This window comes from Gelidimonas diazotrophica, assembly GCF_055694025.1.
The window spans coordinates 2517677-2539470 of sequence record NZ_CM146349.1 but is presented as its reverse complement, the minus strand read 5'-3'; the positions used below and the strand labels follow the sequence as shown (position 1 = coordinate 2539470).

The following is a 21794-nucleotide window of genomic DNA, read 5'->3' as shown; positions in this document are numbered from 1 at the left end:
ATTATTCAGGCGCAGCGCCAACCCCGGTGGTTGGCGCTGCTCTATATGAAATGGGAGGGTGCGCCATGCTGAAATGGTAGGGTGCGCCATGCGCACCGGCTGCCACTGCAGTGATGGTGCGCATGGCGCACCCTACATTATTCTCGTTTTCGTTTATTTCAAAAATGCCCGCTCGACGAAGTCCAGCCGGTCCTGGCCCCAGAATCCTTCGCCGTTGACGACATACCACGGCGCGCCGAATACGTTGGCGGCAATCGCATCGTCGGTGAAACGGTCGAACTGTGCCTGAACACTGGCGGTCTCGGAGGATTTCAATAACATTTTGCCGTCATGGTCGCATTCCGCCGCAATGCCGGCGAGCGTATCCGCGTCTGCGATGTTTTTCTGCTCAGACCATACCGCCCGCATGATCGCGCCGGCGAGCACCATCGCCGCCTCGGTGCCGTGCGCTAATTGTGTTGCGATGATGAGCTTGGCTGCGGCATTGTCGGCGACCGGGAAGAATTTCGGTTGCAGATTGAGCGGCAACTCCAGATGATCGCTCCAGCGTTGCAATTCGACCAGCCGGTACGCCTGGCGCTGTGGCGCACGTTTGGCCAGCGGCAGCCCGCCGGAGAGGCTGAACACCTTGCCCAAGTCGCACGGTTTAAGGTCAATCTGCACCCGGTATTTTTTTGCCAGCGCGGCAAAGCGCGCATGGCCCAAATAGGCGAAAGGCGATTGCGGCGAGAAGTAATATTCACAAGTATTGGTCATGGCAGGCTCCAGCTAGAGGTTCAGAATGGTTTAACAACCACCAATACGACGGCCGCCAGCAAGGCGATCACAGGGATTTCATTGAACCAGCGGAACCAGGTATGACTGCGCGTGTTGCGCCCCAGTTCGAACTTCTTCAGAATCCGGCCGCAGGAGTGATGGTAGCCCAGCATCAGCACCACCACCGCCAGTTTGGCATGGAGCCAGCCATTGCCCGGGCCCTTGCCAATCCCGAAACCCAGCCATAGCCACAGGCCGAAAATCACTGCGGGAATAGCGAGAATGGTCATGAAACGGTACAGCTTGCGCGCCATCATGATCAGGCGAGTGGTTGCAATCGGTTCGGTTTCCAGCGCCAGGTTGACGAAGATACGCGGCAAATAAAACAGGCCGGCGAACCAGGAAGCGACGAAGACGATGTGCAGCGATTTGATCCAGAGCATGCGGATTCCTTATAGAGCTTGTTAATTGTTTGCCGGTATGACTTGGGTGTGACCTTTAAGGCACGCGTTTTACGATGTATTTTATTGGCGAATTTCACCGTGGCCGAGCACGATGTATTTCAGCGAGGTCAAGCCTTCCAGTCCGACCGGGCCGCGCGCGTGCAATTTATCGTTCGAGATGCCGATTTCCGCACCCAGGCCATATTCGAAACCGTCGGCAAAACGGGTTGATGCATTTACCATCACCGAAGCCGAATCGACTTCGCGCAGAAAGCGCATCGCGCGCGAATAATCTTCGGTAATGATGGCGTCGGTATGTCGGGACGAATACCTGTTGATGTGCTCGATGGCTTGCTCCATGTCTTCGACGATCTTGACCGCCAGGATCGGCGCCAGATATTCGGTCTCCCAGTCTTCAGCAGTGGCGGCAGCCAGATGCGGGTAGCCGGCCAGAATTTCGCGGGCCGCATCGTCGGCGCGCAATTCCACTTCCTTGCCGGCATACAGTGCCGCCAGTTTTGGCAATATCACTGGCGCGAGTGCGCGTGCTACCAGCAGCGTTTCCATGGTGTTGCAGGTGCCGTAGCGGTGGCATTTGGCGTTGAAGGCAACCGCCGTGGCCTTCTCGATGTCCGCCTTGTCGTCGATGTAGACGTGGCAGATGCCGTCCAGATGCTTGATCATCGGCACGCGGGATTCGCGCATCAGGCGCTCGATCAAGCCTTTGCCGCCACGCGGCACGATCACGTCCACATATTGCGGCATGGTGATCAGTTCGCCCACTGCGGCGCGGTCGGTGGTCTCGACGATTTGCACCGCGTCCTGCGGCAGTCCGGCCGCAGCCAGCCCTTCCTGGACGATTTTTGCCAAGGCCTGGTTGCAGCGAATCGCTTCCGAACCGCCGCGCAGGATGGTCGCATTGCCGCTCTTGATGCACAAACCGGCAGCGTCCACCGTCACGTTCGGGCGCGCCTCGTAAATGATGCCGATCACGCCCAGCGGCACCCGCATCTGGCCGACCTGGATGCCGCTCGGGCGATACTTCAGGTTGGAAATTTCGCCAATCGGGTCGGGCAGCGAGACGATTTTCTCCAGCCCTTCGGCCATAGTCGCAATCGCCTGGTCGGACAAGTTCAGGCGATCCAGCATTGCGTCAGTCAGGCCGCTGGCGCGTGCCGCCGCCATATCCTGTTGGTTGGCGGCGCGCAGCAATGCGGCATCGCGCCGGATGGCGCCGGCAATCGTCAGCAGCGCCTGATTTTTGGCGGCAGTATCGGCTTTGGCCATGGCGCGGGAAGCGGTCCGGGCCTTTTGGCCAAGGTCGTGCATGTAGTGTTTGATATCCATGATCTCTTTTTTTGAAGCGTTTTCTTAATGGCTATTGCTACGGCATTGTCCACGAAAGACACGAAAGGTACGAACAGGTGTCAGAACACAATGCATTTCGTAAAAAATAGGGAGTACCATCATTTTTATGGCAGTTACCGCATATAAAGTTGCGGTTATAAAAAATACTGCAATTAATACGAAGTACCGTAGGGCGGGTGCAACCCGCGCGTACACTCGGATTTTGCGCGGGTTGCACCCGCCCTACTTATTGATTGCTGCGTTTTCTTAATAACCGCGTGCCACTTTCAAGCCCAATTGTAGTAATGCATCCCAAGCGTCGCCGGAAAATGCCGGGGCGCGCAAGCCTTTGATCATCTTATCGACTTGTGCCGCTTCTTGCAGCGCGGCTTCCAGCGTTTTCAGCGACAGCCGTCGCAGCGCCGGCTGCATCAATTTTTCACGCGGGCCCCAGATTCGGTATTCCTTGAGCAACTGGCCCAGCGCCCGGCCTTGTTCTATGCCCGACTTCAGCTTGAGCAAGGTGCGGATTTCTTCGCTGACCGCCCACAGCACCAGCGGCAGCGCTTCGCCTTCGCCTTGCAAGCCTTCCACCATGCGCACCAGTCGCAGCGCATCGCCGCCCAGCATCGCTTCGTTCAGCTTAAACACATCGTAGCGCGCCACATTCAGCACCGCATCCTGGATCTGCTCGAAACTCAGTTTGCCCGGCGGATGCAGCAGGCCGAGTTTCTGGATTTCCTGGTGGGCCGCCAGCAGATTGCCTTCCACCCGGTCCGCGATAAAGTCCACGCTGTGACGGTCGGCGCTTTGCTGCTGCGCGGCCAGCCGGATGCCGATCCAGGCCGGCAGTTGCGCGCGCTCGACCAGCGGAATATCGATATATACGGCGGCTTGCTGCAAGGCGTTGACCCAGGCCGCTTTTTGCGTAGCCCAGTCGAGCTTCGGCAGCGAGATTATTGTGACGGTATCGGCCCCGGTGTGGCCGCCCACGGCAGCGCAATACTGTTGCAACGCTTGGCCGCCGTCCTTGCCCGGCTTGCCGGTCGGGATGCGCAGTTCGATCAATTTCCTGTCGCCGAACAGCGATTGCGACTGGCTGGCGGCGAGCAATTCGCCCCACTTGAAGTTGCGCTCCACCGTCAGCACTTCGCGTTCGGAGAAGCCCTGGGCGCGCGCCGCTTTGCGGATTTTGTCTGCCGCTTCCAGCGCTAGCAAGTGCTCGTCGCCGGTGACGACATACAGCGGCGCCAGCGGCTTGGCTAAATGCGCATCCATTGCATCAGATCGCAACTGCATCGGATGCCCTCATAGCGGGATTTGGATAGCGGACAGCCGCCGCAGTATTTGCGCCACCAGATCGCTCTGCATGTCGCGATACAGCATGCCTTCTTCGCTTTCCTTGGCCAGCGTTTGCGAGTCGTCGTAGTTGATGTCGCGCGCCAGCCTGATCTCGGTGGGCGGCAGCAATTCATTGCTGTTGCCATCCCGGACGCGGAATTTGAACACATAAATCAACGTGTATTCGCGTACCCGGCCCTGGCTATTGAGGGACAGCACAGATTTTTCGCGCGTTTCTGACAACACGTCCAGAATCGCCTCTGCCTCCTTGGCGTCGGGCACCACGACCGTATTGCCGGCGCCCCGGATATTGCGCTTGAGTGCATTACCCAAAGTGGACGTGTCCGCAAAGCCGAGATAAATCGTCTTGAACGGCATTGCCATATCACTGGCCCCGCGCAAATGGAAGCCGCAGGCGGACAGCATTGCGGCCAGCAGCAGGCCAAGGGCGTATTTCAGTAGTGCAGGGCGAGCTGGCATCATGGATTTTTCCGAAAGACAATAAGATTAGGCAACGATATTGACCAGCTTGCCTGGCACCACAATGATTTTTTTCGGCGTGCCATCCAGATAGCGCTGGACATTCTCATTGGCCAGAGCGGCGGCTTCTACCGTCGCCTTGTCGGCATCCCGGGGCATGGTAATGCTACCGCGCAGCTTGCCATTGACCTGGATCATCAGCTCGATTTCAGCTTGTTCCAGCGCGGCCGGATCGACTTGCGGCCAGGCTGCATTGAGGATGTCGCCATGCACATCGGCAAAGCCGAGTTCCTGCCATAAGGCATGCGTGATGTGCGGCGCGACCGGATACAGCACGCGCAGGAATATCGACAAGCACTCTGAGATGACCGCATTGGACGCCGCGCAGTCATCGAGCTTGGCGGCTTCCAGCGTATTCAGCATTTTCATGCAGGCTGAAACCACGGTGTTGTACTGAATGCGTTTGAGGTCGTGATCGGCCTGCTGCAAAATTTTGTGGATTTCGCGGCGCAGGGTCTTTTGCGCATTGTTCAGTTGGGCCCAATTGGTCGATGCTGCCACTGTCAGCCGGCCGGATTGCGCATAGGAAAACGCCCACACCCGGCGCAGGAAGCGGTTGGCGCCTTCGACGCCGCTGCCGGACCATTCCAGCGTTTGTTCCGGTGGTGAGGCGAACATCGTAAACAGGCGGGCAGTATCGGCACCGTACTGGTCGATCTGGGCTTGTGGATCGATGCCGTTGTTTTTCGACTTCGACATTTTTTCGGTGCCGCCGATGGCGACTGGCTGGCCATCGGATTGCAGTTTGGCGGCCAGCGGACGGCCTTTTTCGTCCAGTTCCAGCTCGATATCTTCCGGGTTGTACCAGGTCTTCTTGCCGCTTTCCTCTTCGCGGTAATAGGTTTCGTTGAGCACCATGCCTTGCGTGAGCAGGTTGACGAACGGTTCGTCGAACTTCACGAGACCGAAGTCGCGCATGATCTTGGTCCAGAAACGCGCATACAGCAGATGCATCACCGCATGTTCGATGCCGCCGATGTACTGGTCCATCGGCATCCAGTAATCGTTGCGCGCATCGACCATGCCGGCGCTTGCGCCGGGCGACGTGTAGCGCATGTAATACCAGGACGAATCGACGAAGGTGTCCATGGTGTCGGTTTCGCGCCGCGCCGGTTTGCCGCATTGCGGGCAATCGACATGCAGGAATTGCGCGTGCTTGTTGAGCGGGTTGCCGCTGCCGTCCGGCACGCAGTCTTCCGGCAACACCACCGGCAAATCCTTTTCAGGCACCGGCACCGCGCCGCAATCGGCACAGTGGATGATCGGGATCGGCGTACCCCAGTAACGCTGGCGCGAGATGCCCCAGTCGCGCAGCCGGTACGTGATTTTCTTTTCGCCCAGACCGAGTGCGGATAAGTCGGCGGCAATCGCATCGACTGCTTCCTGAAACGCCAGGCCGTCGTATTTTCCGGAATCCACGCAATGGCCGATTTCCTTGTTGCCATACCAGTCGTGCCAGACCTCAGTAGAAAATATTTTGTCTTCAACTGCAATCACCGGCTGAATCGGCAGCAGGTATTTTTGCGCAAACGCGAAATCGCGTTCGTCATGCGCCGGCACGCCCATCACGGCGCCGTCGCCATAGGTAATCAGTACGTAATTGCCGACCCAGACGTCGATCAGCTTGCCGGTCAACGGATGGGTGACGAACAGGCCGGTCGGCATGCCTTTCTTTTCCATGGTCGCCATGTCGGCTTCGGCCACGCCGCCCAGCTTGCATTCGGCGATGAATTCGGTCAGCTCGGGATTGTCTTTCGCGGCGAAAACGGCCAGCGCATGTTCCGGCGCCACTGCGCAGAAAGTCACGCCCTTGATGGTGTCGACGCGGGTGGTAAATACCCACAATTTGCCGTCCTGAATCAACTTGCCATCGGCGTCCTGGATGTCATGCGGGAAGGCGAAGCGCACCCCGGTCGATTTGCCGATCCAGTTGGTTTGCATCAGCCGCACGCGCTCGGGCCAGCCGGGCAGTTTGTTATCGACGTAATCCAGCAGTTCTTCGGCGTAATCGGTGATCTTGGCGTAGTACATCGGAATTTCGCGCTTTTCGATCAGCGCGCCGGAGCGCCAGCCGCGACCGTCGATCACTTGTTCATTGGCTAGTACGGTCTGGTCGATCGGGTCCCAGTTCACGGTGCCGGTTTTTTGATAGATGATGCCTTTTTCCAGCATCTTCAGGAACATCCACTGGTTCCATTTGTAGTATTCGGGCGTGCATGCGGTCATTTCGCGCGACCAGTCGATTGCCAGCCCCATCGATTCCATCTGCTGCTTCATGTGCGCGATGTTGGCGTAGGTCCATTGCGCCGGCGGCACGTTGTTGGCCATCGCGGCGTTTTCAGCCGGCATGCCGAACGCATCCCAGCCCATCGGCATCAGCACGTTGTAGCCGTTCATGCGCAGATAGCGGTACATCACGTCATTGATGGTGTAATTGCGCACATGGCCCATGTGCAGCTTGCCGGACGGATAGGGCAGCATCGAGCAGGCGTAATACTTGCCTTTCGGGAAACGCGGGTCGTGTTCGACCGCTTTGTAGGCGTCGATCGCTTTCCAGTGGGATTGGGCGGATGTTTCGACGTCGGCGGGGCTGTATTTTTCTTGCATGACGGGTCCGGCTTTAAGTGGCTGTGAACCGCACATTATACCGGTTCATTTTGCTCCCCTCTCCCGTTTGCGAGAGAGGGACTTTAGAGCAGGATCAGTTCCAGCGCCGGTTTTTCGCCGTAATCGGCGTAGCGGTCGTTGATGGCTTCGATGCAAAAAGCCAGATCGTCGAGAATTTCAGGCGCCTGCGCGCGCAAAAGATCGGCGTGCTGCACTTCGATACGCAAGACTTCATCCGGCTTCAGATGGAATGTTGACATGCTGTCATCGTCGCGCAGATAACTCATGCAATCGACCCAGGCATTCATGTTGCGGCCGTAAAAGTCGGGAAAGCCGAACACGCGCTGGCTTTCGTTGTGGAAAGCCTCCCAGTTGGTGATGGCTTCACCGTTCAGTTTCACGGTCGGCATGTTGCGGCTCTCTTTCTGTTGATATTATTTACGGGAGTATGTCAACAAACATGGCATCTTCCGCACTATTTAATTGGTATTTAAAAAATACGTAGTGCAGTATGCCGTACGTGATTTTTCCTGATTCATTACCTTACTCATTGCCCTGATTCTGCCGCTTTTGCATCGGTAACGAAGCCGAGCTTGGAGAGGCCGTTGCTTTGCGCTGCCGCCATGACTTGCGCGATGACTTCGTAACGGGTTTCCTTGTCGGCGCGCAGTTGCAACTCGGGCTGCGGCTGCTTCTGCGCTGCGGCTGCAAATTTGGCCGGCAGTCCGGCCTGATCGATGGCTTGATTGTTCCAGAAAATCTTGCCGGCGGCATCGATCGAAAGTGAAATCGTCTCGGGCTTCTCGGGCGCTGCCGCCGACTGTGCGCTCGGCAGATCGAGCTTGATCGCATGGGTGAAGAGCGGCGCCGACAGGATGAAAATCACCAGCAGCACCAGCATCACGTCCACCATCGGCGTGACATTGATTTCTGCCATCGGGGCCGGGTGTCGGTTGTCGTTGAATCCGCCGAATGTCATGGGGTACTCCAGAGTGTAGGGTGAAGATTGCGGTTTATTTACCGATTTATTTTCCGACCCGTGCGCCGGTGGTCAGGTAGGCGTGCAAGTCGTGGGCAAAGGCATCGAGTTCGGCCAGCGTGAGCCGGTTGATGCGGGTGAATGCGTTATATGCCAGCACGGCCGGAATCGCTACCACCAGCCCGAGCGCGGTCATGATCAGCGATTCGCCGACCGGCCCGGCAATCTTGTCGATCTGGATGGTGCCGGCTGCGGATATTGCAATCAGCGCATGGTAAATCCCCCACACGGTGCCGAACAGGCCGATGAAAGGGGCGGTGGAGCCGACCGAGGCCAGCAGGGTCAGACCATTTTCCAGTCGCGACGAAACGCGGTTGATTTCCTGGCGCAAGGTGCGGGTAATCAGTTCGCTCGGATCGGTGGCGGTATTGAGCGAAGCGGCAGCGTCGGTTTGCTGGTGCAGATTGGCAGCCTCGACGCCTTGCGTGGCGAGCGGGGTGAAAATATTTTCACTATCTTGCTGCCGGATGACGGTAACGGCGTCGGACAGCGTGGGCGCTTTCCAGAAACCTGGGAGCGCTGAAGCGGCCTTGCGGACGCGCCATGCGCTCCACGCTTTGGACAGGATGTAATACCAGCTGCTAATCGACATCAGCAACAAGACATAGGCGGCCGCGTGGCTAATAGCATCGCCTTGCGACCAATAGTGGGCAAGCCCGAGGGTTTGATTCATGGTTTTTGAGTCAAGATAGATTAATCCCGCAGTGTATAGGGAATGGAAATTTCATACCACTGGGAAACGGGTTTTCCGTCTTGTGTGGCAGCGGCGAAGCGCCAGTCTCGTGCCGCCGCAAGCGCGGACTGATCGAGCAGCGGATAACCGCTGGATTGCTTGATGTGCACGGCACCGGCAGTGCCGCCGGCATTGACCAGTACGCGCAGTACAACGGTGCCTTGCTCATTGTATCGGCGCGACATCAGCGGGTAATCGGGCTTGCGATTGCGGGCCGCATAGGCGGCGGGAATCGTCATACTGGTGACGCTGGCAACACTGGCAACGCCGGTTTTGGCAGTAATCGGCGGCGCTTCAGGAGCGGCTGCCGGCGGCGCGTTTGGCGTGGAATTTTGCGTTGAAGACGACTCGGACGGAGCGCTTTGTTGTTGCGACTGCGGCTGCGGTGGTGCGGAAGGCGCGGCCAATATCCGCGACTGGTTCAAATTGTCTGGAACCTGTGCAGCAGTCGGTCGTCGGGGCTGCGCCTTTTGTTGCGGCACAATTTTTGGCACGGATTTTGGCCGTTTCGGTGGCGCGCTGTTTTTGGCTTGCGGTGTTGCTTTCGGCTTGCTGGCGGCTGCGGCGGAAGCTACGGCTGCCGCGGGCGATGCAGCTAAAGCCGGGGCGTGCAGGGCGACTATTAGAATTGGATCGCGCTGATCCGGTTTAGCTGGTGGTGTCAGCCAGATCGCCGCCGCTGCAATCAGTGCGAGATGCAGCGCTATGGTCCCGAGCAGCGCGACAATCGTGGCGCGCTGTGGATTTTTGCCGGTAGTCATTGAAGTTCAACGGAAGTCATCGGCCAAACCGGCATGCGGATGCAAGCCTAGCGCAGTCCGAGCACGTCCTGCATGTCGTACAGACCGGTGGATTTATCGGCCAGAAAACGCGCCGCCCGCAACGATCCGTGCGCATAGGTCACACGGCTGGACGATTTGTGGCTGATTTCGATGCGCTCGCCAATGCCGGCAAACAGCACCGTATGGTCGCCGACGATATCGCCGCCGCGAATGGTGGCGAAGCCGATCGAGGACGGGTCGCGGGGGCCGGTGACGCCTTCGCGCGCATATACCGCGCATTCATCGAGATTGCGGCCGAGCGCGCTGGCGATGACTTCGCCCATCTTCAGCGCAGTGCCGGACGGCGCATCCACCTTGTGGCGGTGATGCGCTTCGATGATTTCGATATCGTAGCCTTCGGCAAAACTTTTAGCGGCCATTTCGAGCAACTTCATCGTCACGTTGACGCCGACGCTCATGTTGGGCGCGGACATGATGGCGATTTTCTTCGACGCGGCAAGAATCGCGGCCTTGCCGGCTTCATCGAAACCGGTAGTCCCGATAATCATCTTGATGTCGTGTGCAGCGCAGTATTCCAGATGCTTGAGCGTGCCTTCCGGGCGGGTGAAGTCAATCAGGTATTCCGCGCCGGCCAAGCCCTTGGCCAGATCGGATTCGATTAATACGCCTTGCTGTGCGCCCAGAAAAGCGCTGGCATCGGTGCCAATGTCAGGCGCTTGCGCGATGTCCAGCGCACCGGTTAGGGTGGCGTCAACTGCGTTGTGGATGGCTTCAATCAGCATCCGGCCCATGCGGCCGGATGCGCCGGCGACGGCGATTTTCATTTGGTTCATGCGATTTTCGGGTAATTATTTTGGGGCAGCGGCGCTGGTGGGAGCGGCTTTGGGTGCAGCGGCTTCGGGCGCTTTGTCTTTTGGCGGGTTGCCCGCTATGCGCGACAGATAATCCTCTTCGGTAGGCAAATCGCCACCTTCAAAGCGTTCCACCAGATCATTTTTGAAGTACACCGTCACGCGGCTGGCGGTGACTTCGCCGTTGCCTTTTTGCATGCGAAATGGGTAATACCAGCGGTCGTCGTGAAAAATATCGCTCAACATCGGTGTCCCCAGCACGAAGCGCACCTGATCGTGCGTCATGCCTTCCTTGAGTTGGGAGATCATTTCTTTCGAGACGAAATTGCCCTGCTGAATATCGATCTTGTAGGGCGAGAAAGCGCCCAATACACGCGCCATCCCGGTCGGGCCGCTGGTTCGGGTGCCGGTGGCGGCGTCAAGCGGTTCCGCCGCAGCGGTTTTGGCCGGGGCTGCATCCGTTGTCTTTGCCTTGGCCGCAGGCGCATCATCCATCAGTGGATTCTTGGAGGCGCATCCTGCTAGCACCAAGCACAAACTGCCGATCAGCAGCAAGGCAAGGGAAGATGGGGCGCGGGTGAAGTGGGGGTGCAGCAATCGCATAAGGTATCTCAATTCAATTGTGCTAAAACACATAATGATAAAACAGAACTGCCCGAATCTTACCTGAAGCGGCTGGTTAACTCATCGCGGCCCTGCATATCGGATGCATGCATTGTCAGTCCACGTTATGATTTCAACTTTCGTACCGTTCCAAGGGACGGGGTTTCAAACCGGATTTAGTTTTACGACAACCATGAACAAAAACCCCAGTGATTTAAAAGCCAGCGGGCTCAAGGCAACCTTGCCGCGTCTGAAAATTCTCGATATTTTTCAGAATAGTGCAGTGCGCCACCTGACGGCCGAAGATGTATACAAGATATTGCTGACTGAAAATATGGATGTCGGTCTGGCTACTGTGTATAGAGTCCTGACACAATTTGAACAGGCTGGGTTGCTCAATCGCAACCACTTCGAGACCGGCAAAGCCATATTCGAACTCAACCAAGGATCGCATCACGACCATTTGGTGTGTTTGGACTGCGGCCGGGTGGAAGAGTTCTACGATGAAGAAATCGAGAAACGTCAGCAAAAAATTGCTGCTGAACGCGGTTTTCATATCTCCGAGCATGCGCTGGCGCTGTACAGCAATTGCATCAAGACCGATTGCCCGCATCGCACCAAGTAATGCAGTGCGTAGGATGGGTGAAACCCATCTTGTAAGTTCGATATGCGATGGGTTTCACCCATCCTACTGTGCTTCAAATCTTCAATGCAACGTGCGTAACTTAATGACTTAATGTTAATGACTCAACGCATGCGACAGCAGCTTGGCCGTGATATTCACCATCGGTATCACGCGCTCATACGCCATGCGGGTCGGCCCGATTACGCCTAATGTGCCAACGACGCGGCCGTTGACTTCATAGGGCGCGGTGACGATGCTGGTGTCATCCATCGGCATCAGTTGCGATTCGCCACCAATGAAAATCTGGACCCCGGTGGCCTTGCTGGAAATATTGAGCAATTGCATCAGGCTGGTTTTCTGCTCGAACATGTCGAACAGTTTGCGCAGCGAATTCATGTTGGCGGCCAGATCGCTTACGCGCAGCAGGTTACGCTCGCCCGCGATCACCATATCTTCGCTGTCATCCGCCATCGCTTCGCTGCCGGCTTCCACCGCGGCCTGCATCAGGCGCGTCATGTCGTCGCGCAGGCTGCGTAATTCGTTTTGCAGCCGCCCGCGCACTTCGTCGAAGCTCAGTCCACCGTAATTTTGATTGATGTAATTGGCGGCCTGCACCAATTGCGCCGGCGTGTAATCAACGTCCGTCAGTAGCAGGCGGTTCTGCACATCGCCGCTCGGGCTGACGATGACTAGCAGCACCCGTTTATCGGACAGGCGCAAAAATTCGATCTGCTGAAACACCGATTCATGCCGCTGCGTCAGCACCACGCCGGCGAATTGCGACAGGGAAGACAGCACCTGGGCGGCATTGGCAATGATTTTCTGCGGCGATTTTCTGGACAGCGTAGTTTGCATCCGGGACTCGACCGCGGCTTCGTCAAAGGCTTGCAACGTCAATAGGGTGTCGACGAAAACCCGGTAGCCGCGCGGCGTTGGCACCCGGCCGGCCGAGGTGTGCGGGCTGGCGATGAAGCCCATCTCCTCCAGGTCTGACATGACGTTGCGGATGGTGGCCGGCGACAAATCCAGCCCCGACAGTTTCGACAAGGCACGCGAGCCGATTGGCTGGCCGTCGGCGATATAGCGTTCGACCAGGGCCTTGAGCAGAGTTTGTGCGCGAATATCGAATTGCATAGGTTTATAGGAAGCAAGTTGATATATGGATGGAAACAGGGATTGGAACAGCGACATCGGAACAACGGATACAACTCACAAGTTGCCACCAGCAATATTATGCGCCCATCGCGTCAATCAGCCAGCGGTCGAGTTCGTGCAGAGTGGTGCAGACCGCGTCCGGACGGCACTGTTCGGGCAGACTGCGCTCAAAACGGTTCATCCAGACGCCATGCATTCCCGCATTTTGCGCACCCTGCACATCCAGCATCAGGTCGTCGCCGACATACACCGCTTGCTGCGGCTGGATTTCGAGGGCTGCGCAGGCCGCATGAAAAATCTGCGGATCGGGTTTGGCGCGACCGAAACGGTGCGCTGCAATCGAGGCCTGGAAATGGTGGGCGATGCCGATAGCTTGCAAGTCGGCAAAACCGTTCGAGATCGAACCTACCGCCAGCCGCGTATTGAGCTTGGTCAGCCCCGGCACCACATCCGCAAAGGGCGTGACCGCATTGCGGGCAGTGGAAAAAAACACCATCGCATGATCCACCAGAGCAACATCTGCGCCTACCTGGCGGAATGCCTCGCAAAGTGTTGCATGGCGCAAGCCCCAGAGGTCGATCTGGTAACGCGGCTCAGTCTGCATCAGCGCTTGCCGCCGGGTGCGCAACAGGTCGATCGAATAGCGCTCGGCCACTGCCGGCGCGTGCGCGAGCAGCCACCCGTGTAACACTTTTTCAGCCTGTTCTAGCACTGGAACAATTGGCCACAGGGTGTCATCGAGGTCGAACAGCACAGCTTTGATTGGAGTGTTCAACGTCGTTAACTTTCACATTCTTCAAGAGATGGCTGAATTATGTTCTAATCTGTGAACCTCGTCCTCCCTTCTCCAGCCCAACTCAATATGCCTTTAGCGCCAAAAACAATCGCTGTTATAGGCAAGCCCCAAGCTCCCGGCATCGCGCAATCGCTGTCCCAGATTGCCCATTTTTTCGATGACGCAGGGTATACCGTGGTGCTGGAAGCAGAAACCGCGCGCGATATTGAATTGGCCGGTTTCGAAGCAATGACGCCGACACAAATCGGCCAGCATGCCAATGTTGCGATTGTGGTCGGCGGTGACGGCACCATGCTCGGCATCGCACGTCAGTTGGCGCCCTATGACGTGCCGATGATTGGGATCAATCAGGGGCGGCTGGGCTTCATGGCCGATATTCCGATCGATGGCATGCTGCCGGTGTTGGCTGACATGCTGGCAGGAAATTACGAGACGGAATTTCGCAGCCTGCTGGAAGGTTGTGTGATGCGCGATGGTGAAAATATCTTTTCCGCCCTGGCATTCAACGATGTGGTGGTGTCGCGCGGGGCCGGCGCCGGCATGGTCGAGTTGCGGGTCGAGGTCGATGGTCACTTCATGTACAACCAGCGCTCCGATGGCTTGATCGTTTCCACGCCGACCGGTTCGACCGCGTATTCGCTGTCGGCCGGCGGGCCATTGCTGCATCCCAGCCTGGGCGGCGTCGTATTGGTGCCAATTGCTCCGCACGCGTTGTCGAATCGTCCGATCGTGGTGCCCGATTCAAGTGAAATCATGATCGAAGTCGTCAGCGGCCGCGATACCAGCGTCAACTTCGACATGCAGTCGTTTGCCAGCATATTGCTGCACGACCGTATCCATATCAAGCGTTCCGCGCACCGCATCACCTTCATGCATCCGCAAGGCTGGAATTATTACGATACCCTGCGCGAGAAGTTGCACTGGAACGAATATCCGTCGGCCGAAGGGCAGTTAACTTAAATTGCGCTGAATTGCGTTAAATTGCGGTTTTCACGCCAATGCAGCAGCCAGTCTTACATTCTTCAGGTCTCACCATGCTACGTACACTTTCCATCCGTGATTTCGTGATTGTCGATTCGATCGAGCTGGAATTTTCCTCCGGTTTTTCGGTATTTACCGGCGAGACAGGTGCCGGTAAATCGATTCTGATTGATGCTTTGGCGCTGGCTTTGGGCGGACGCGGCGACGCCAGCGTGGTGCGCGAAGGCGCGTCCAAGGCGGATATCAGCGCCGAGTTCGCGGTCAATGGGCAAACGGTCGCCTGGCTGGACGCCAACGAATTCCAGAGTGAAGAGGGCGCGGTGTTGCTGCGCCGCGTGATCGACAACGCCGGGCGCTCCAAGGCCTTCATCAACGGCATCGCCGCCACCGCCTCCCAATTGCGCGGAATCGGTGAAATGCTGGTCGATATTCACGGCCAGCACGCCCACCAGTCCCTGCTGAAACCCGACGCGCAGCGCGTTCTGCTCGACAGCCAAGCCGGTTTGCTGACGCAGGCGCGGGAAGTGGCTGCGGCCTACAAAGACTGGCGCGGCATTGCCAAACAGCGCGAAACCTATGAAAAAGACGCCAAAAACGTGCTGCTGGAGCGCGAGCGGCTGGAATGGCAGGTGGGCGAACTGGAAAAACTCGCCGCCAAACCGGGCGAATGGGACGAAGTCAGCACCGAACACAGCCGTCTGTCGCATGCCGCCAGCCTGATCGAAGGCGCGCAGGAAGCGCTGGACGCGATTTCCGAATCCGACCACCCGATTCTGTCGCAACTCTCCAGCCTGAACCAGAAACTGGGCAAACTGGCCGACATCGACGGCACGCTGAAACCGGTGCTGGAATTGCTGGAACCGGCCCGTATTCAATTGCAGGAAGCGGTGTCCGCGCTCAACGATTACCTGAGCCGGGTTGAGCTGGACCCGAATCGCCTGCGCGAAGTCGATGCGCGGCTCGAAGCGCTGCATTCCAGCGCCCGCAAATTCCGCGTCGCGCCGGAAGACTTGCCGGGCGAATTCGTATCGCTGTCGGTGCAATTGAAGCAGTTGGCGGACGCCAGCGACCTCGATGCGCTGCGGGCGCAGGAAGAAAAAATCAAGGCTGCATACTTGCAAGTGGCGCAAAAATTGTCCAAAGCCCGCAGCAAAGCCACCAAGATACTGGGGGATGCGGTGACTGCCGCGATGCAGGATTTGAGCATGGCCGGCGGGCGCTTCGTGGTGGGATTGAACCCCTGCGAGCCAGCCGCTTATGGGCTGGAACAGGTGGAGTTTCTGGTGGCAGGCCATGCCGGCACTGCGCCGCGCCCTTTAGCCAAAGTCGCGTCAGGCGGTGAACTGGCGCGCATCTCGCTGGCGATTTCGGTCATCACTTCCAGCGCCACTTTGACGCCGACGCTGATTTTCGATGAAGTCGATAGCGGCATCGGCGGCGGCGTGGCCGAAGTGGTTGGCCGTCTGTTGAAACGCCTGGGCCAGGACCGGCAGGTGTTGTGCGTGACGCACTTGCCGCAAGTCGCCAGCCAAGCCAATCAGCATTTCGAGGTCAGCAAGGCGAATCAGGACGGCAGGACACTTTCCCGCATCAATGCACTCGAAGCAAAAGATCGCATAGAAGAAATCGCCCGCATGCTGGGCGGGATTGAAATTACCGCCACCACCCGCAAGCATGCGCGGGAATTGCTGGCACTTTAACTGCGCCTAGTATGTGATAAAAACACTTGTTTTCCGCAATGATTGATTGCGGTATTAAAAAATACCCCCGTTATTTTAAAAGTAGAATGGGTGCAACCCATCTTGCAGACTTGATAAGTGATGAGTTTCACCCATCCTACGCACATTATTCGTTCAACCCATCACCAGAAATCATCCGACATGTCTTTTCAATCAGAACCGCCCTACACGCACGGCACGCTGCCTAAAACCGCCGTCGTGCTGGTAAACCTCGGTACGCCCGAGGCGCCGACCGCTGCTGCGGTGCGGCCTTACCTGAAGCAATTCCTGTCGGACAGCCGCGTAGTCGAAATTCCAAAAATAGTCTGGTGGTGCATTCTCAATGGCATCATCCTGCCGCTGCGCGCCGGCAAATCGGCGGCCAAGTACGCGACCATCTGGACCAAGGAAGGCTCGCCGCTGAAGGTTCACACCGAAAAGCAGGCCAAATTGTTGCAAGGCACTTTGGGCCAGCGCGGTCACCAAGTGCAAGTGGCGTATGCGATGAGTTACGGCAATCCTTCGCTGCCAGCGGTACTCGACAAGTTGAAGCTGGATGGCTGCGAGCGCATCCTGGTCTTGCCCGCTTATCCGCAATATTCAGCCACCACCACGGCATCCGTTTTCGACGCGGTATTTGCGTATTACCGCAAGGTGCGCAACATTCCGGAACTGCGCCTGATCAAGCATTATCACGACTATCCCGGCTATATCAACGCCCTGAAACAATCGGTGCTGGCGCATTGGCAGATCAACGGCCGCCCGGACCAACTGGTGATGAGCTTTCACGGTGTGCCGAAGCGCACCCTGAGTTTGGGCGACCCTTACCATTGCGAATGCCACAAAACCGCACGCCTGCTGGCGCAAGCGCTGGGGTTGACGCAAGAGCAATATCTGGTCACCTTCCAGTCACGTTTCGGCAAAGCGGAATGGCTGCAACCGTACACCGCGCCAACGTTGCAAAAGCTGGCAAAAAAAGGCGTCAAGCGAGTTGACCTGATGTGCCCCGGCTTCACCAGCGATTGCCTGGAAACGCTGGAAGAAATAGCAATCGAAGCGCGCCGCGACTTTCTGGCCGCCGGCGGAGACGAATTCAACTATATTGCCTGCCTCAACGAGTCCGCGGTATGGGTGGATGCGCTGGCCGATATCGTCTTGCAGCATGCCAGCGGCTGGCCTACCGGGAGCACTGCAGCGTCACCCGATGCGCAACAGGCCGCCGCTGCGATTTCCCGTGCAGAATCGAAACGTTTGGGTGCAATTTCATAGTAAAAATGACAGTATTTTTCAAGTTGCTTTAGATACATGCGGAATAACATGTGTTTTTATGCATACTCCATATACCAACTGATATTGCACATGGTCCGCGACAAGGCACGGAAGCTTGCATTATTTTCATGCCTTTCGCGGACTGCAGCGCCCCTTGAATCTGATCCGGATAGCCCCATTTATTTCGGGTGTTGAAATTACGTTATTGATCGTCGGAGGCTTTGGATGCAAAACGCAGAGAAACAAACAGAAAAAATGGATACGTTGGAACCTTTACAAGCAGGGGAGGAAACATCAGCAGCAGGTGGCGAGCAAGTTGCCGGCGATGCGGCGCTGGAGCAGCAGCAACAACTTGTAGCGGCGCAAGCCAAAATTGCCGAGATGCAGGATGCGTTTTTACGCGCCAAGGCGGAGGCCGAAAATATTCGCCGTCGCGCGCAGGAAGACGTCAGCAAGGCGCACAAATTCGCCATTGAAGCTTTTGCCGAGTTGCTGGTGCCAGTCAGAGATAGCCTGGAAATGGCGCTGGCAATCGAAACGCCATCGGTCGCCTCGCTCAAGGAAGGTGTCGAAATGACACTGAAACAACTTGCCACCGCGTTCGAGAAAAACAAGTTGACTGAAGTATCGCCAAAGCCGGGCGACAAACTCGATCCGGCTCGCCATCAAGCCATATCGATGGTGCCGGCCGAGCAAGAAGCCAACACCATAGTTACCGTGTTGCAAAAAGGTTATATGATTTCCGACCGCTTGCTGCGCCCCGCGCTGGTAACGGTATCGCAAGGCAAATAATCAATCAAAATAGTGGTCAAAAATGCTTGAAAATGGCGTTTTTCACCACATAGTTGCATTCATCAGATTTCAGTCATTCAGCTTAAAAGGGAAACATCATGGCCAAAATTATCGGTATTGACTTGGGTACAACCAACTCGTGCGTTTCCGTTATGGAAAACGGCAAACCGAAAGTAATCGAGAACTCCGAAGGTACGCGCACCACGCCGTCCATCATTGCGTATCAGGAAGACGGCGAGATTCTGGTTGGCGCTTCGGCCAAGCGCCAAGCAGTCACGAATCCCACTAATACCCTGTTCGCCGTCAAGCGTTTGATTGGCCGTAAGTTTGACGAGAAAGAAGTACAAAAAGACATCGGCCTGATGCCTTTTTCGATTATCAAGGCAGACAACGGCGACGCCTGGATCGCCACGCGCGGCAAGAAGCTGGCGCCACCACAAATCTCCGCCGAAGTCTTGCGCAAGATGAAAAAAACCGCTGAAGATTACCTCGGCGAAGAAGTTACCGAAGCCGTCATCACGGTGCCAGCGTACTTCAATGATTCGCAGCGTCAGGCAACTAAAGACGCCGGACGCATTGCCGGTCTGGATGTCAAGCGCATCATCAACGAACCGACTGCGGCAGCGCTGGCGTTCGGTCTGGACAAAACAGAAAAGGGCGATCGCAAGATTGCCGTGTACGACTTGGGCGGCGGCACGTTTGACGTCTCAATTATCGAAATCGCCGATGTCGATGGCGAAAAACAGTTTGAAGTGCTATCCACCAATGGCGATACATTCCTGGGCGGCGAAGATTTCGATCAGCGCATCATCGATTACATCATCGACGAGTTCAAGAAGATCAACGGCCTCGATCTGAAAAAAGATCCAATTGCATTGCAGCGCATCAAGGCTTCCGCCGAACGCGCAAAAATCGAATTGTCTTCCGCCCAGCAAACCGAAATCAACGAGCCGTACATCGCGATGGCCAACGGCGCACCGGTGCATTTGAACCTGAAGATGACCCGTGCCAAGCTGGAATCCCTGGTTGAAGAGTTGATCATCCGTACCATCGAGCCATGCCGCATCGCGATCAAGGATGCCGGCGTCAAGGTTACGGATATCGATGACATCATCCTGGTTGGCGGCATGACCCGCATGCCGATGGTGCAGGAAAAGGTCAAGGAATTCTTTGGCAAGGAACCACGCAAAGACGTCAATCCCGATGAAGCGGTGGCTGTCGGCGCTGCGATTCAAGGTTCGGTATTGTCGGGCGAGCGCAAGGATTTGTTGTTGCTGGATGTGACGCCGTTGTCGCTGGGTATTGAAACCATGGGCGGCGTGATGACCAAGATGATCCAGAAAAACACCACGATCCCGACCAAGTTCAGCCAGGTATTTTCGACCGCCGAAGACAATCAGCCTGCAGTTACCATCAAGGTATTCCAGGGTGAGCGCGAAATCGCTGCCGGCAACAAGGCGCTGGGCGAATTCAACCTGGAAGGTATCCCGCCGTCAAGCCGCGGTACTCCGCAGATTGAAGTCACCTTCGACATCGACGCCAACGGTATCTTGCATGTCGGCGCAAAAGACAAGGCGACCGGCAAGGAAAACAAGATCACGATCAAGGCCAATTCCGGCTTGACCGAGGAAGAAATCCAGAAGATGGTCAAAGACGCCGAGTTGAATGCGGAAGAAGACCATAAGCTCAGAGAGCTGGCAGATGCCCGCAATCAGGGCGATGCACTGGTACACTCGACCCGCAAATCGATGGGCGAGTATGGCGAGAAGCTTGCCGCCGGTGAAAAAGAGCAAATCGAAGCGGCGATCAAGGAGCTGGAAGAAGTGCTCAAGGGCAATGACAAGGCTGCCATTGACGCCAAGACAGCCGCACTGTCGAGCGCATCGCAAAAGCTGGGCGAGAAAATGTATGCCGACATGCAAGCGCAACAGGCAGCAGCAGGTGCAGCCGCTGGCGGCGCAGCCGGAGGTGCGGGTAGCGCAAATGGAGAAGGAAAACCGGCGGAAGATGATGTAGTCGACGCCGATTTCAAGGAAGTCAAAGACAAGTAATCCCCTGTCGGGCGGAGTAGGCAGCAAATGCGCCGCAATGGCTTGCCGAGTTCATGCAAAAGCGCAAGCGATGCTGACTCGGCTTTTTGCATATTCCCATTCGCATTAAGATGGCACAAACGATGGCAGCGTTGAAAACACTGTGTGCTGTATTTGGCTGGTGTTTGACTTTGTTTTGCTCTCCTTTTTAATGCAAATTGGAATAACTAATAGCTCTGAGTAAAAGGTTGGAAAAAGATGGCGAAGCGTGATTTTTATGAAGTGCTGGGTGTAGCGAAAAATGCGTCTGAGGAAGACATCAAGAAGGCGTATCGCAAGCTCGCAATGAAGCATCATCCGGACCGCAATCCGGATAGCAAGACCGCAGAAGGCAAGTTCAAGGAAGTCAAGGAAGCGTACGAAATGTTGTCGGACGCGCAAAAACGCGACGCCTATGATCGTTACGGCCATGCCGGCGTGGACCCAAACATGGGCGGCGGCGGTGGCGGCGGCGCAGGTGGTTTTGGCGATTCCTTCGGCGACATCTTCGGCGATATTTTCGGAGGCGGCGCTCGCGGCGGACGCGGTGCCGGGCCGCAAGTCTATCGCGGTGCCGATTTGCGCTACAACCTCGAAATCACGCTGGAGCAAGCGGCGCACGGCTTCGACACCACCATCCGGGTGCCAACCTGGGACGCCTGCGAAACTTGCCACGGCAGCGGCGCCAAGGCCGGGACGTCGCCGAGCACATGTTCTACCTGCGGCGGGCATGGTCAGGTGCGCATGCAGCAAGGCTTTTTCAGTATTCAGCAAACTTGCCCGAAATGCCATGGCACCGGCAAGACTATTACCGATCCTTGCCCACCCTGCGGTGGCGCCGGCAAGATCAAGCGCAACAAGACGCTGGAAGTAAAAATTCCGGCCGGTATCGACGAAGGCATGCGGATTCGCTCCAGCGGCAACGGCGAACCCGGCACCAATGGCGGCCCGTCGGGCGACTTGTATGTCGAAGTTCACATCAAGCAGCACGCGGTATTCCAGCGTGATGGTGATGACCTGCATTGCGAAATCCCGATTTCATTCACCAAGGCGGCGTTGGGCGGCGACATCGAAGTGCCGACTCTCAGCGGCAAGGCGTCGTTTTCGATTCCCGAAGGCACCCAGTCGGGCAAGACATTCCGTTTGCGCAGTAAGGGTATCAAGGGAGTGCGTTCCGGCTATGCGGGTGATCTGTTTTGCCACGTCGTGGTGGAAACACCGGTCAAATTGACGGAAGCCCAGAAAGCCAGCCTGCGTGAATTCGAACGCCTGACTTTGGAAGGCGGCGCCAAGCACAGCCCGCAAAGCAAATCCTGGATGGACAAGGTCAAGGGGTTTTTTGAGTAG

At 56.8% G+C, this 21794-nt stretch carries 22 protein-coding genes; 7 read left to right on the top strand and 15 right to left on the bottom strand.

What is annotated here, in order from left to right:
- Position 1: 1 nt before the first annotated feature.
- From KGFNPO_RS11810 to KGFNPO_RS11750, 13 genes are all read right to left on the bottom strand, one after another.
- Positions 2–124, bottom strand: a complete 123-nt coding sequence (locus KGFNPO_RS11810; RefSeq protein WP_472631469.1) for a hypothetical protein — start codon at positions 122–124, stop codon at positions 2–4.
- A 29-nt stretch (positions 125–153) separates the two neighbouring features.
- Positions 154–756, bottom strand: coding sequence for a DsbA family protein (locus KGFNPO_RS11805; RefSeq protein ID WP_472631468.1), 603 nt, complete (start codon positions 754–756; stop codon positions 154–156).
- A 20-nt stretch (positions 757–776) separates the two neighbouring features.
- Positions 777–1199, bottom strand: a complete 423-nt coding sequence (locus tag KGFNPO_RS11800; RefSeq protein ID WP_472631467.1) for a CopD family protein — start codon at positions 1197–1199, stop codon at positions 777–779.
- Between the two features lie 81 nt (positions 1200–1280).
- Positions 1281–2546, bottom strand: coding sequence for a glutamate-5-semialdehyde dehydrogenase (locus tag KGFNPO_RS11795; protein WP_472631466.1), 1266 nt, complete (start codon positions 2544–2546; stop codon positions 1281–1283).
- Positions 2547–2813: 267 nt separating this feature from the next.
- Positions 2814–3845, bottom strand: a complete 1032-nt coding sequence (gene holA / locus KGFNPO_RS11790; protein WP_472631465.1) for a DNA polymerase III subunit delta — start codon at positions 3843–3845, stop codon at positions 2814–2816.
- Between the two features lie 9 nt (positions 3846–3854).
- Positions 3855–4370, bottom strand: coding sequence for an LPS-assembly lipoprotein LptE (locus KGFNPO_RS11785; RefSeq protein WP_472631464.1), 516 nt, complete (start codon positions 4368–4370; stop codon positions 3855–3857).
- 24 nt (positions 4371–4394) lie between these two features.
- Positions 4395–7034 carry a leucine--tRNA ligase gene (gene leuS, locus KGFNPO_RS11780; RefSeq protein ID WP_472631463.1) on the bottom strand — a complete coding sequence of 880 codons (2640 nt, stop codon included), beginning with the start codon at positions 7032–7034 and terminating at the stop codon, positions 4395–4397.
- A gap of 83 nt (positions 7035–7117) precedes the next feature.
- Complete coding sequence (locus KGFNPO_RS11775; RefSeq protein ID WP_472631462.1) at positions 7118–7444, bottom strand: barstar family protein; 327 nt, start codon at positions 7442–7444, stop codon at positions 7118–7120.
- A 137-nt stretch (positions 7445–7581) separates the two neighbouring features.
- Positions 7582–8013 (bottom strand): ExbD/TolR family protein, encoded by a 432-nt coding sequence (locus KGFNPO_RS11770; RefSeq protein ID WP_472631461.1) that lies wholly within the window; start codon positions 8011–8013, stop codon positions 7582–7584.
- Between the two features lie 46 nt (positions 8014–8059).
- Positions 8060–8746, bottom strand: coding sequence for a MotA/TolQ/ExbB proton channel family protein (locus KGFNPO_RS11765; RefSeq protein ID WP_472631460.1), 687 nt, complete (start codon positions 8744–8746; stop codon positions 8060–8062).
- 20 nt (positions 8747–8766) lie between these two features.
- On the bottom strand, positions 8767–9567 hold the full coding sequence (locus KGFNPO_RS11760; protein WP_472631459.1) for an energy transducer TonB: 801 nt from the start codon (positions 9565–9567) through the stop codon (positions 8767–8769).
- Positions 9568–9614: 47 nt separating this feature from the next.
- On the bottom strand, positions 9615–10421 hold the full coding sequence (gene dapB, locus KGFNPO_RS11755; RefSeq protein ID WP_472631458.1) for a 4-hydroxy-tetrahydrodipicolinate reductase: 807 nt from the start codon (positions 10419–10421) through the stop codon (positions 9615–9617).
- Between the two features lie 15 nt (positions 10422–10436).
- The gene (locus tag KGFNPO_RS11750) at positions 10437–11042 is read right to left on the bottom strand and encodes an outer membrane protein assembly factor BamE (RefSeq protein WP_472631457.1); all 606 of its coding nucleotides are present in this window, start codon (positions 11040–11042) and stop codon (positions 10437–10439) included.
- A 193-nt stretch (positions 11043–11235) separates the two neighbouring features.
- Here KGFNPO_RS11750 and fur point away from each other — a divergent pair, with 193 nt between their 5' ends.
- Positions 11236–11667, top strand: coding sequence for a ferric iron uptake transcriptional regulator (gene fur / locus KGFNPO_RS11745; protein ID WP_472631456.1), 432 nt, complete (start codon positions 11236–11238; stop codon positions 11665–11667).
- A 114-nt stretch (positions 11668–11781) separates the two neighbouring features.
- On the opposite strand, the gene hrcA is transcribed toward fur, so the two are convergent.
- Both hrcA and KGFNPO_RS11735 read right to left on the bottom strand, forming a co-directional pair.
- On the bottom strand, positions 11782–12801 hold the full coding sequence (gene hrcA / locus KGFNPO_RS11740; protein WP_472631455.1) for a heat-inducible transcriptional repressor HrcA: 1020 nt from the start codon (positions 12799–12801) through the stop codon (positions 11782–11784).
- Between the two features lie 97 nt (positions 12802–12898).
- The gene (locus KGFNPO_RS11735; protein ID WP_472631454.1) at positions 12899–13597 is read right to left on the bottom strand and encodes an HAD family hydrolase; all 699 of its coding nucleotides are present in this window, start codon (positions 13595–13597) and stop codon (positions 12899–12901) included.
- Positions 13598–13684: 87 nt separating this feature from the next.
- On the opposite strand from KGFNPO_RS11735, the gene KGFNPO_RS11730 reads away from it, so the two are divergent.
- The 6 genes from KGFNPO_RS11730 to dnaJ all read left to right on the top strand — a co-directional run bounded on the left by KGFNPO_RS11730 (position 13685) and on the right by dnaJ (position 21794).
- Positions 13685–14578, top strand: coding sequence for an NAD kinase (locus tag KGFNPO_RS11730; RefSeq protein WP_472634461.1), 894 nt, complete (start codon positions 13685–13687; stop codon positions 14576–14578).
- A 74-nt stretch (positions 14579–14652) separates the two neighbouring features.
- Positions 14653–16299, top strand: a complete 1647-nt coding sequence (recN, locus tag KGFNPO_RS11725) for a DNA repair protein RecN (RefSeq protein WP_472631453.1) — start codon at positions 14653–14655, stop codon at positions 16297–16299.
- Positions 16300–16479: 180 nt separating this feature from the next.
- Positions 16480–17586 (top strand): ferrochelatase, encoded by a 1107-nt coding sequence (gene hemH, locus KGFNPO_RS11720; protein WP_472631452.1) that lies wholly within the window; start codon positions 16480–16482, stop codon positions 17584–17586.
- Positions 17587–17811: 225 nt separating this feature from the next.
- Positions 17812–18378: a nucleotide exchange factor GrpE gene (gene grpE / locus KGFNPO_RS11715; protein WP_472631451.1), complete on the top strand. Its 567-nt coding sequence runs from the start codon at positions 17812–17814 to the stop codon at positions 18376–18378.
- Positions 18379–18476: 98 nt separating this feature from the next.
- Positions 18477–20429 (top strand): molecular chaperone DnaK, encoded by a 1953-nt coding sequence (gene dnaK, locus KGFNPO_RS11710; RefSeq protein WP_472631450.1) that lies wholly within the window; start codon positions 18477–18479, stop codon positions 20427–20429.
- 237 nt (positions 20430–20666) lie between these two features.
- Entirely contained in the window at positions 20667–21794 is a 1128-nt protein-coding gene (gene dnaJ, locus KGFNPO_RS11705) for a molecular chaperone DnaJ (protein ID WP_472631449.1), read from the top strand.

Excerpts from the sequence above, each read along its gene's own strand:
- grpE (WP_472631451.1), top strand. The coding sequence starts at position 17,812 with ATGCAAAACGCAGAGAAACAAACAGAAAAAATGGATACGTTGGAACCT.
- KGFNPO_RS11795 (WP_472631466.1), bottom strand. The coding sequence starts at position 2,546 with ATGGATATCAAACACTACATGCACGACCTTGGCCAAAAGGCCCGGACC.
- KGFNPO_RS11760 (WP_472631459.1), bottom strand. The coding sequence starts at position 9,567 with ATGACTACCGGCAAAAATCCACAGCGCGCCACGATTGTCGCGCTGCTC.
- KGFNPO_RS11800 (WP_472631467.1), bottom strand. The coding sequence starts at position 1,199 with ATGCTCTGGATCAAATCGCTGCACATCGTCTTCGTCGCTTCCTGGTTC.
- KGFNPO_RS11805 (WP_472631468.1), bottom strand. The coding sequence starts at position 756 with ATGACCAATACTTGTGAATATTACTTCTCGCCGCAATCGCCTTTCGCC.
- fur (WP_472631456.1), top strand. The coding sequence starts at position 11,236 with ATGAACAAAAACCCCAGTGATTTAAAAGCCAGCGGGCTCAAGGCAACC.
- KGFNPO_RS11785 (WP_472631464.1), bottom strand. The coding sequence starts at position 4,370 with ATGATGCCAGCTCGCCCTGCACTACTGAAATACGCCCTTGGCCTGCTG.
- dnaJ (WP_472631449.1), top strand. The coding sequence starts at position 20,667 with ATGGCGAAGCGTGATTTTTATGAAGTGCTGGGTGTAGCGAAAAATGCG.
- dnaK (WP_472631450.1), top strand. The coding sequence starts at position 18,477 with ATGGCCAAAATTATCGGTATTGACTTGGGTACAACCAACTCGTGCGTT.
- KGFNPO_RS11810 (WP_472631469.1), bottom strand. The coding sequence starts at position 124 with ATGCGCACCATCACTGCAGTGGCAGCCGGTGCGCATGGCGCACCCTAC.
- KGFNPO_RS11770 (WP_472631461.1), bottom strand. The coding sequence starts at position 8,013 with ATGACATTCGGCGGATTCAACGACAACCGACACCCGGCCCCGATGGCA.
- dapB (WP_472631458.1), bottom strand. The coding sequence starts at position 10,421 with ATGAACCAAATGAAAATCGCCGTCGCCGGCGCATCCGGCCGCATGGGC.
- recN (WP_472631453.1), top strand. The coding sequence starts at position 14,653 with ATGCTACGTACACTTTCCATCCGTGATTTCGTGATTGTCGATTCGATC.
- KGFNPO_RS11750 (WP_472631457.1), bottom strand. The coding sequence starts at position 11,042 with ATGCGATTGCTGCACCCCCACTTCACCCGCGCCCCATCTTCCCTTGCC.
- KGFNPO_RS11730 (WP_472634461.1), top strand. The coding sequence starts at position 13,685 with ATGCCTTTAGCGCCAAAAACAATCGCTGTTATAGGCAAGCCCCAAGCT.
- hrcA (WP_472631455.1), bottom strand. The coding sequence starts at position 12,801 with ATGCAATTCGATATTCGCGCACAAACTCTGCTCAAGGCCCTGGTCGAA.
- KGFNPO_RS11775 (WP_472631462.1), bottom strand. The coding sequence starts at position 7,444 with ATGCCGACCGTGAAACTGAACGGTGAAGCCATCACCAACTGGGAGGCT.
- hemH (WP_472631452.1), top strand. The coding sequence starts at position 16,480 with ATGTCTTTTCAATCAGAACCGCCCTACACGCACGGCACGCTGCCTAAA.
- leuS (WP_472631463.1), bottom strand. The coding sequence starts at position 7,034 with ATGCAAGAAAAATACAGCCCCGCCGACGTCGAAACATCCGCCCAATCC.
- KGFNPO_RS11765 (WP_472631460.1), bottom strand. The coding sequence starts at position 8,746 with ATGAATCAAACCCTCGGGCTTGCCCACTATTGGTCGCAAGGCGATGCT.
- holA (WP_472631465.1), bottom strand. The coding sequence starts at position 3,845 with ATGCAGTTGCGATCTGATGCAATGGATGCGCATTTAGCCAAGCCGCTG.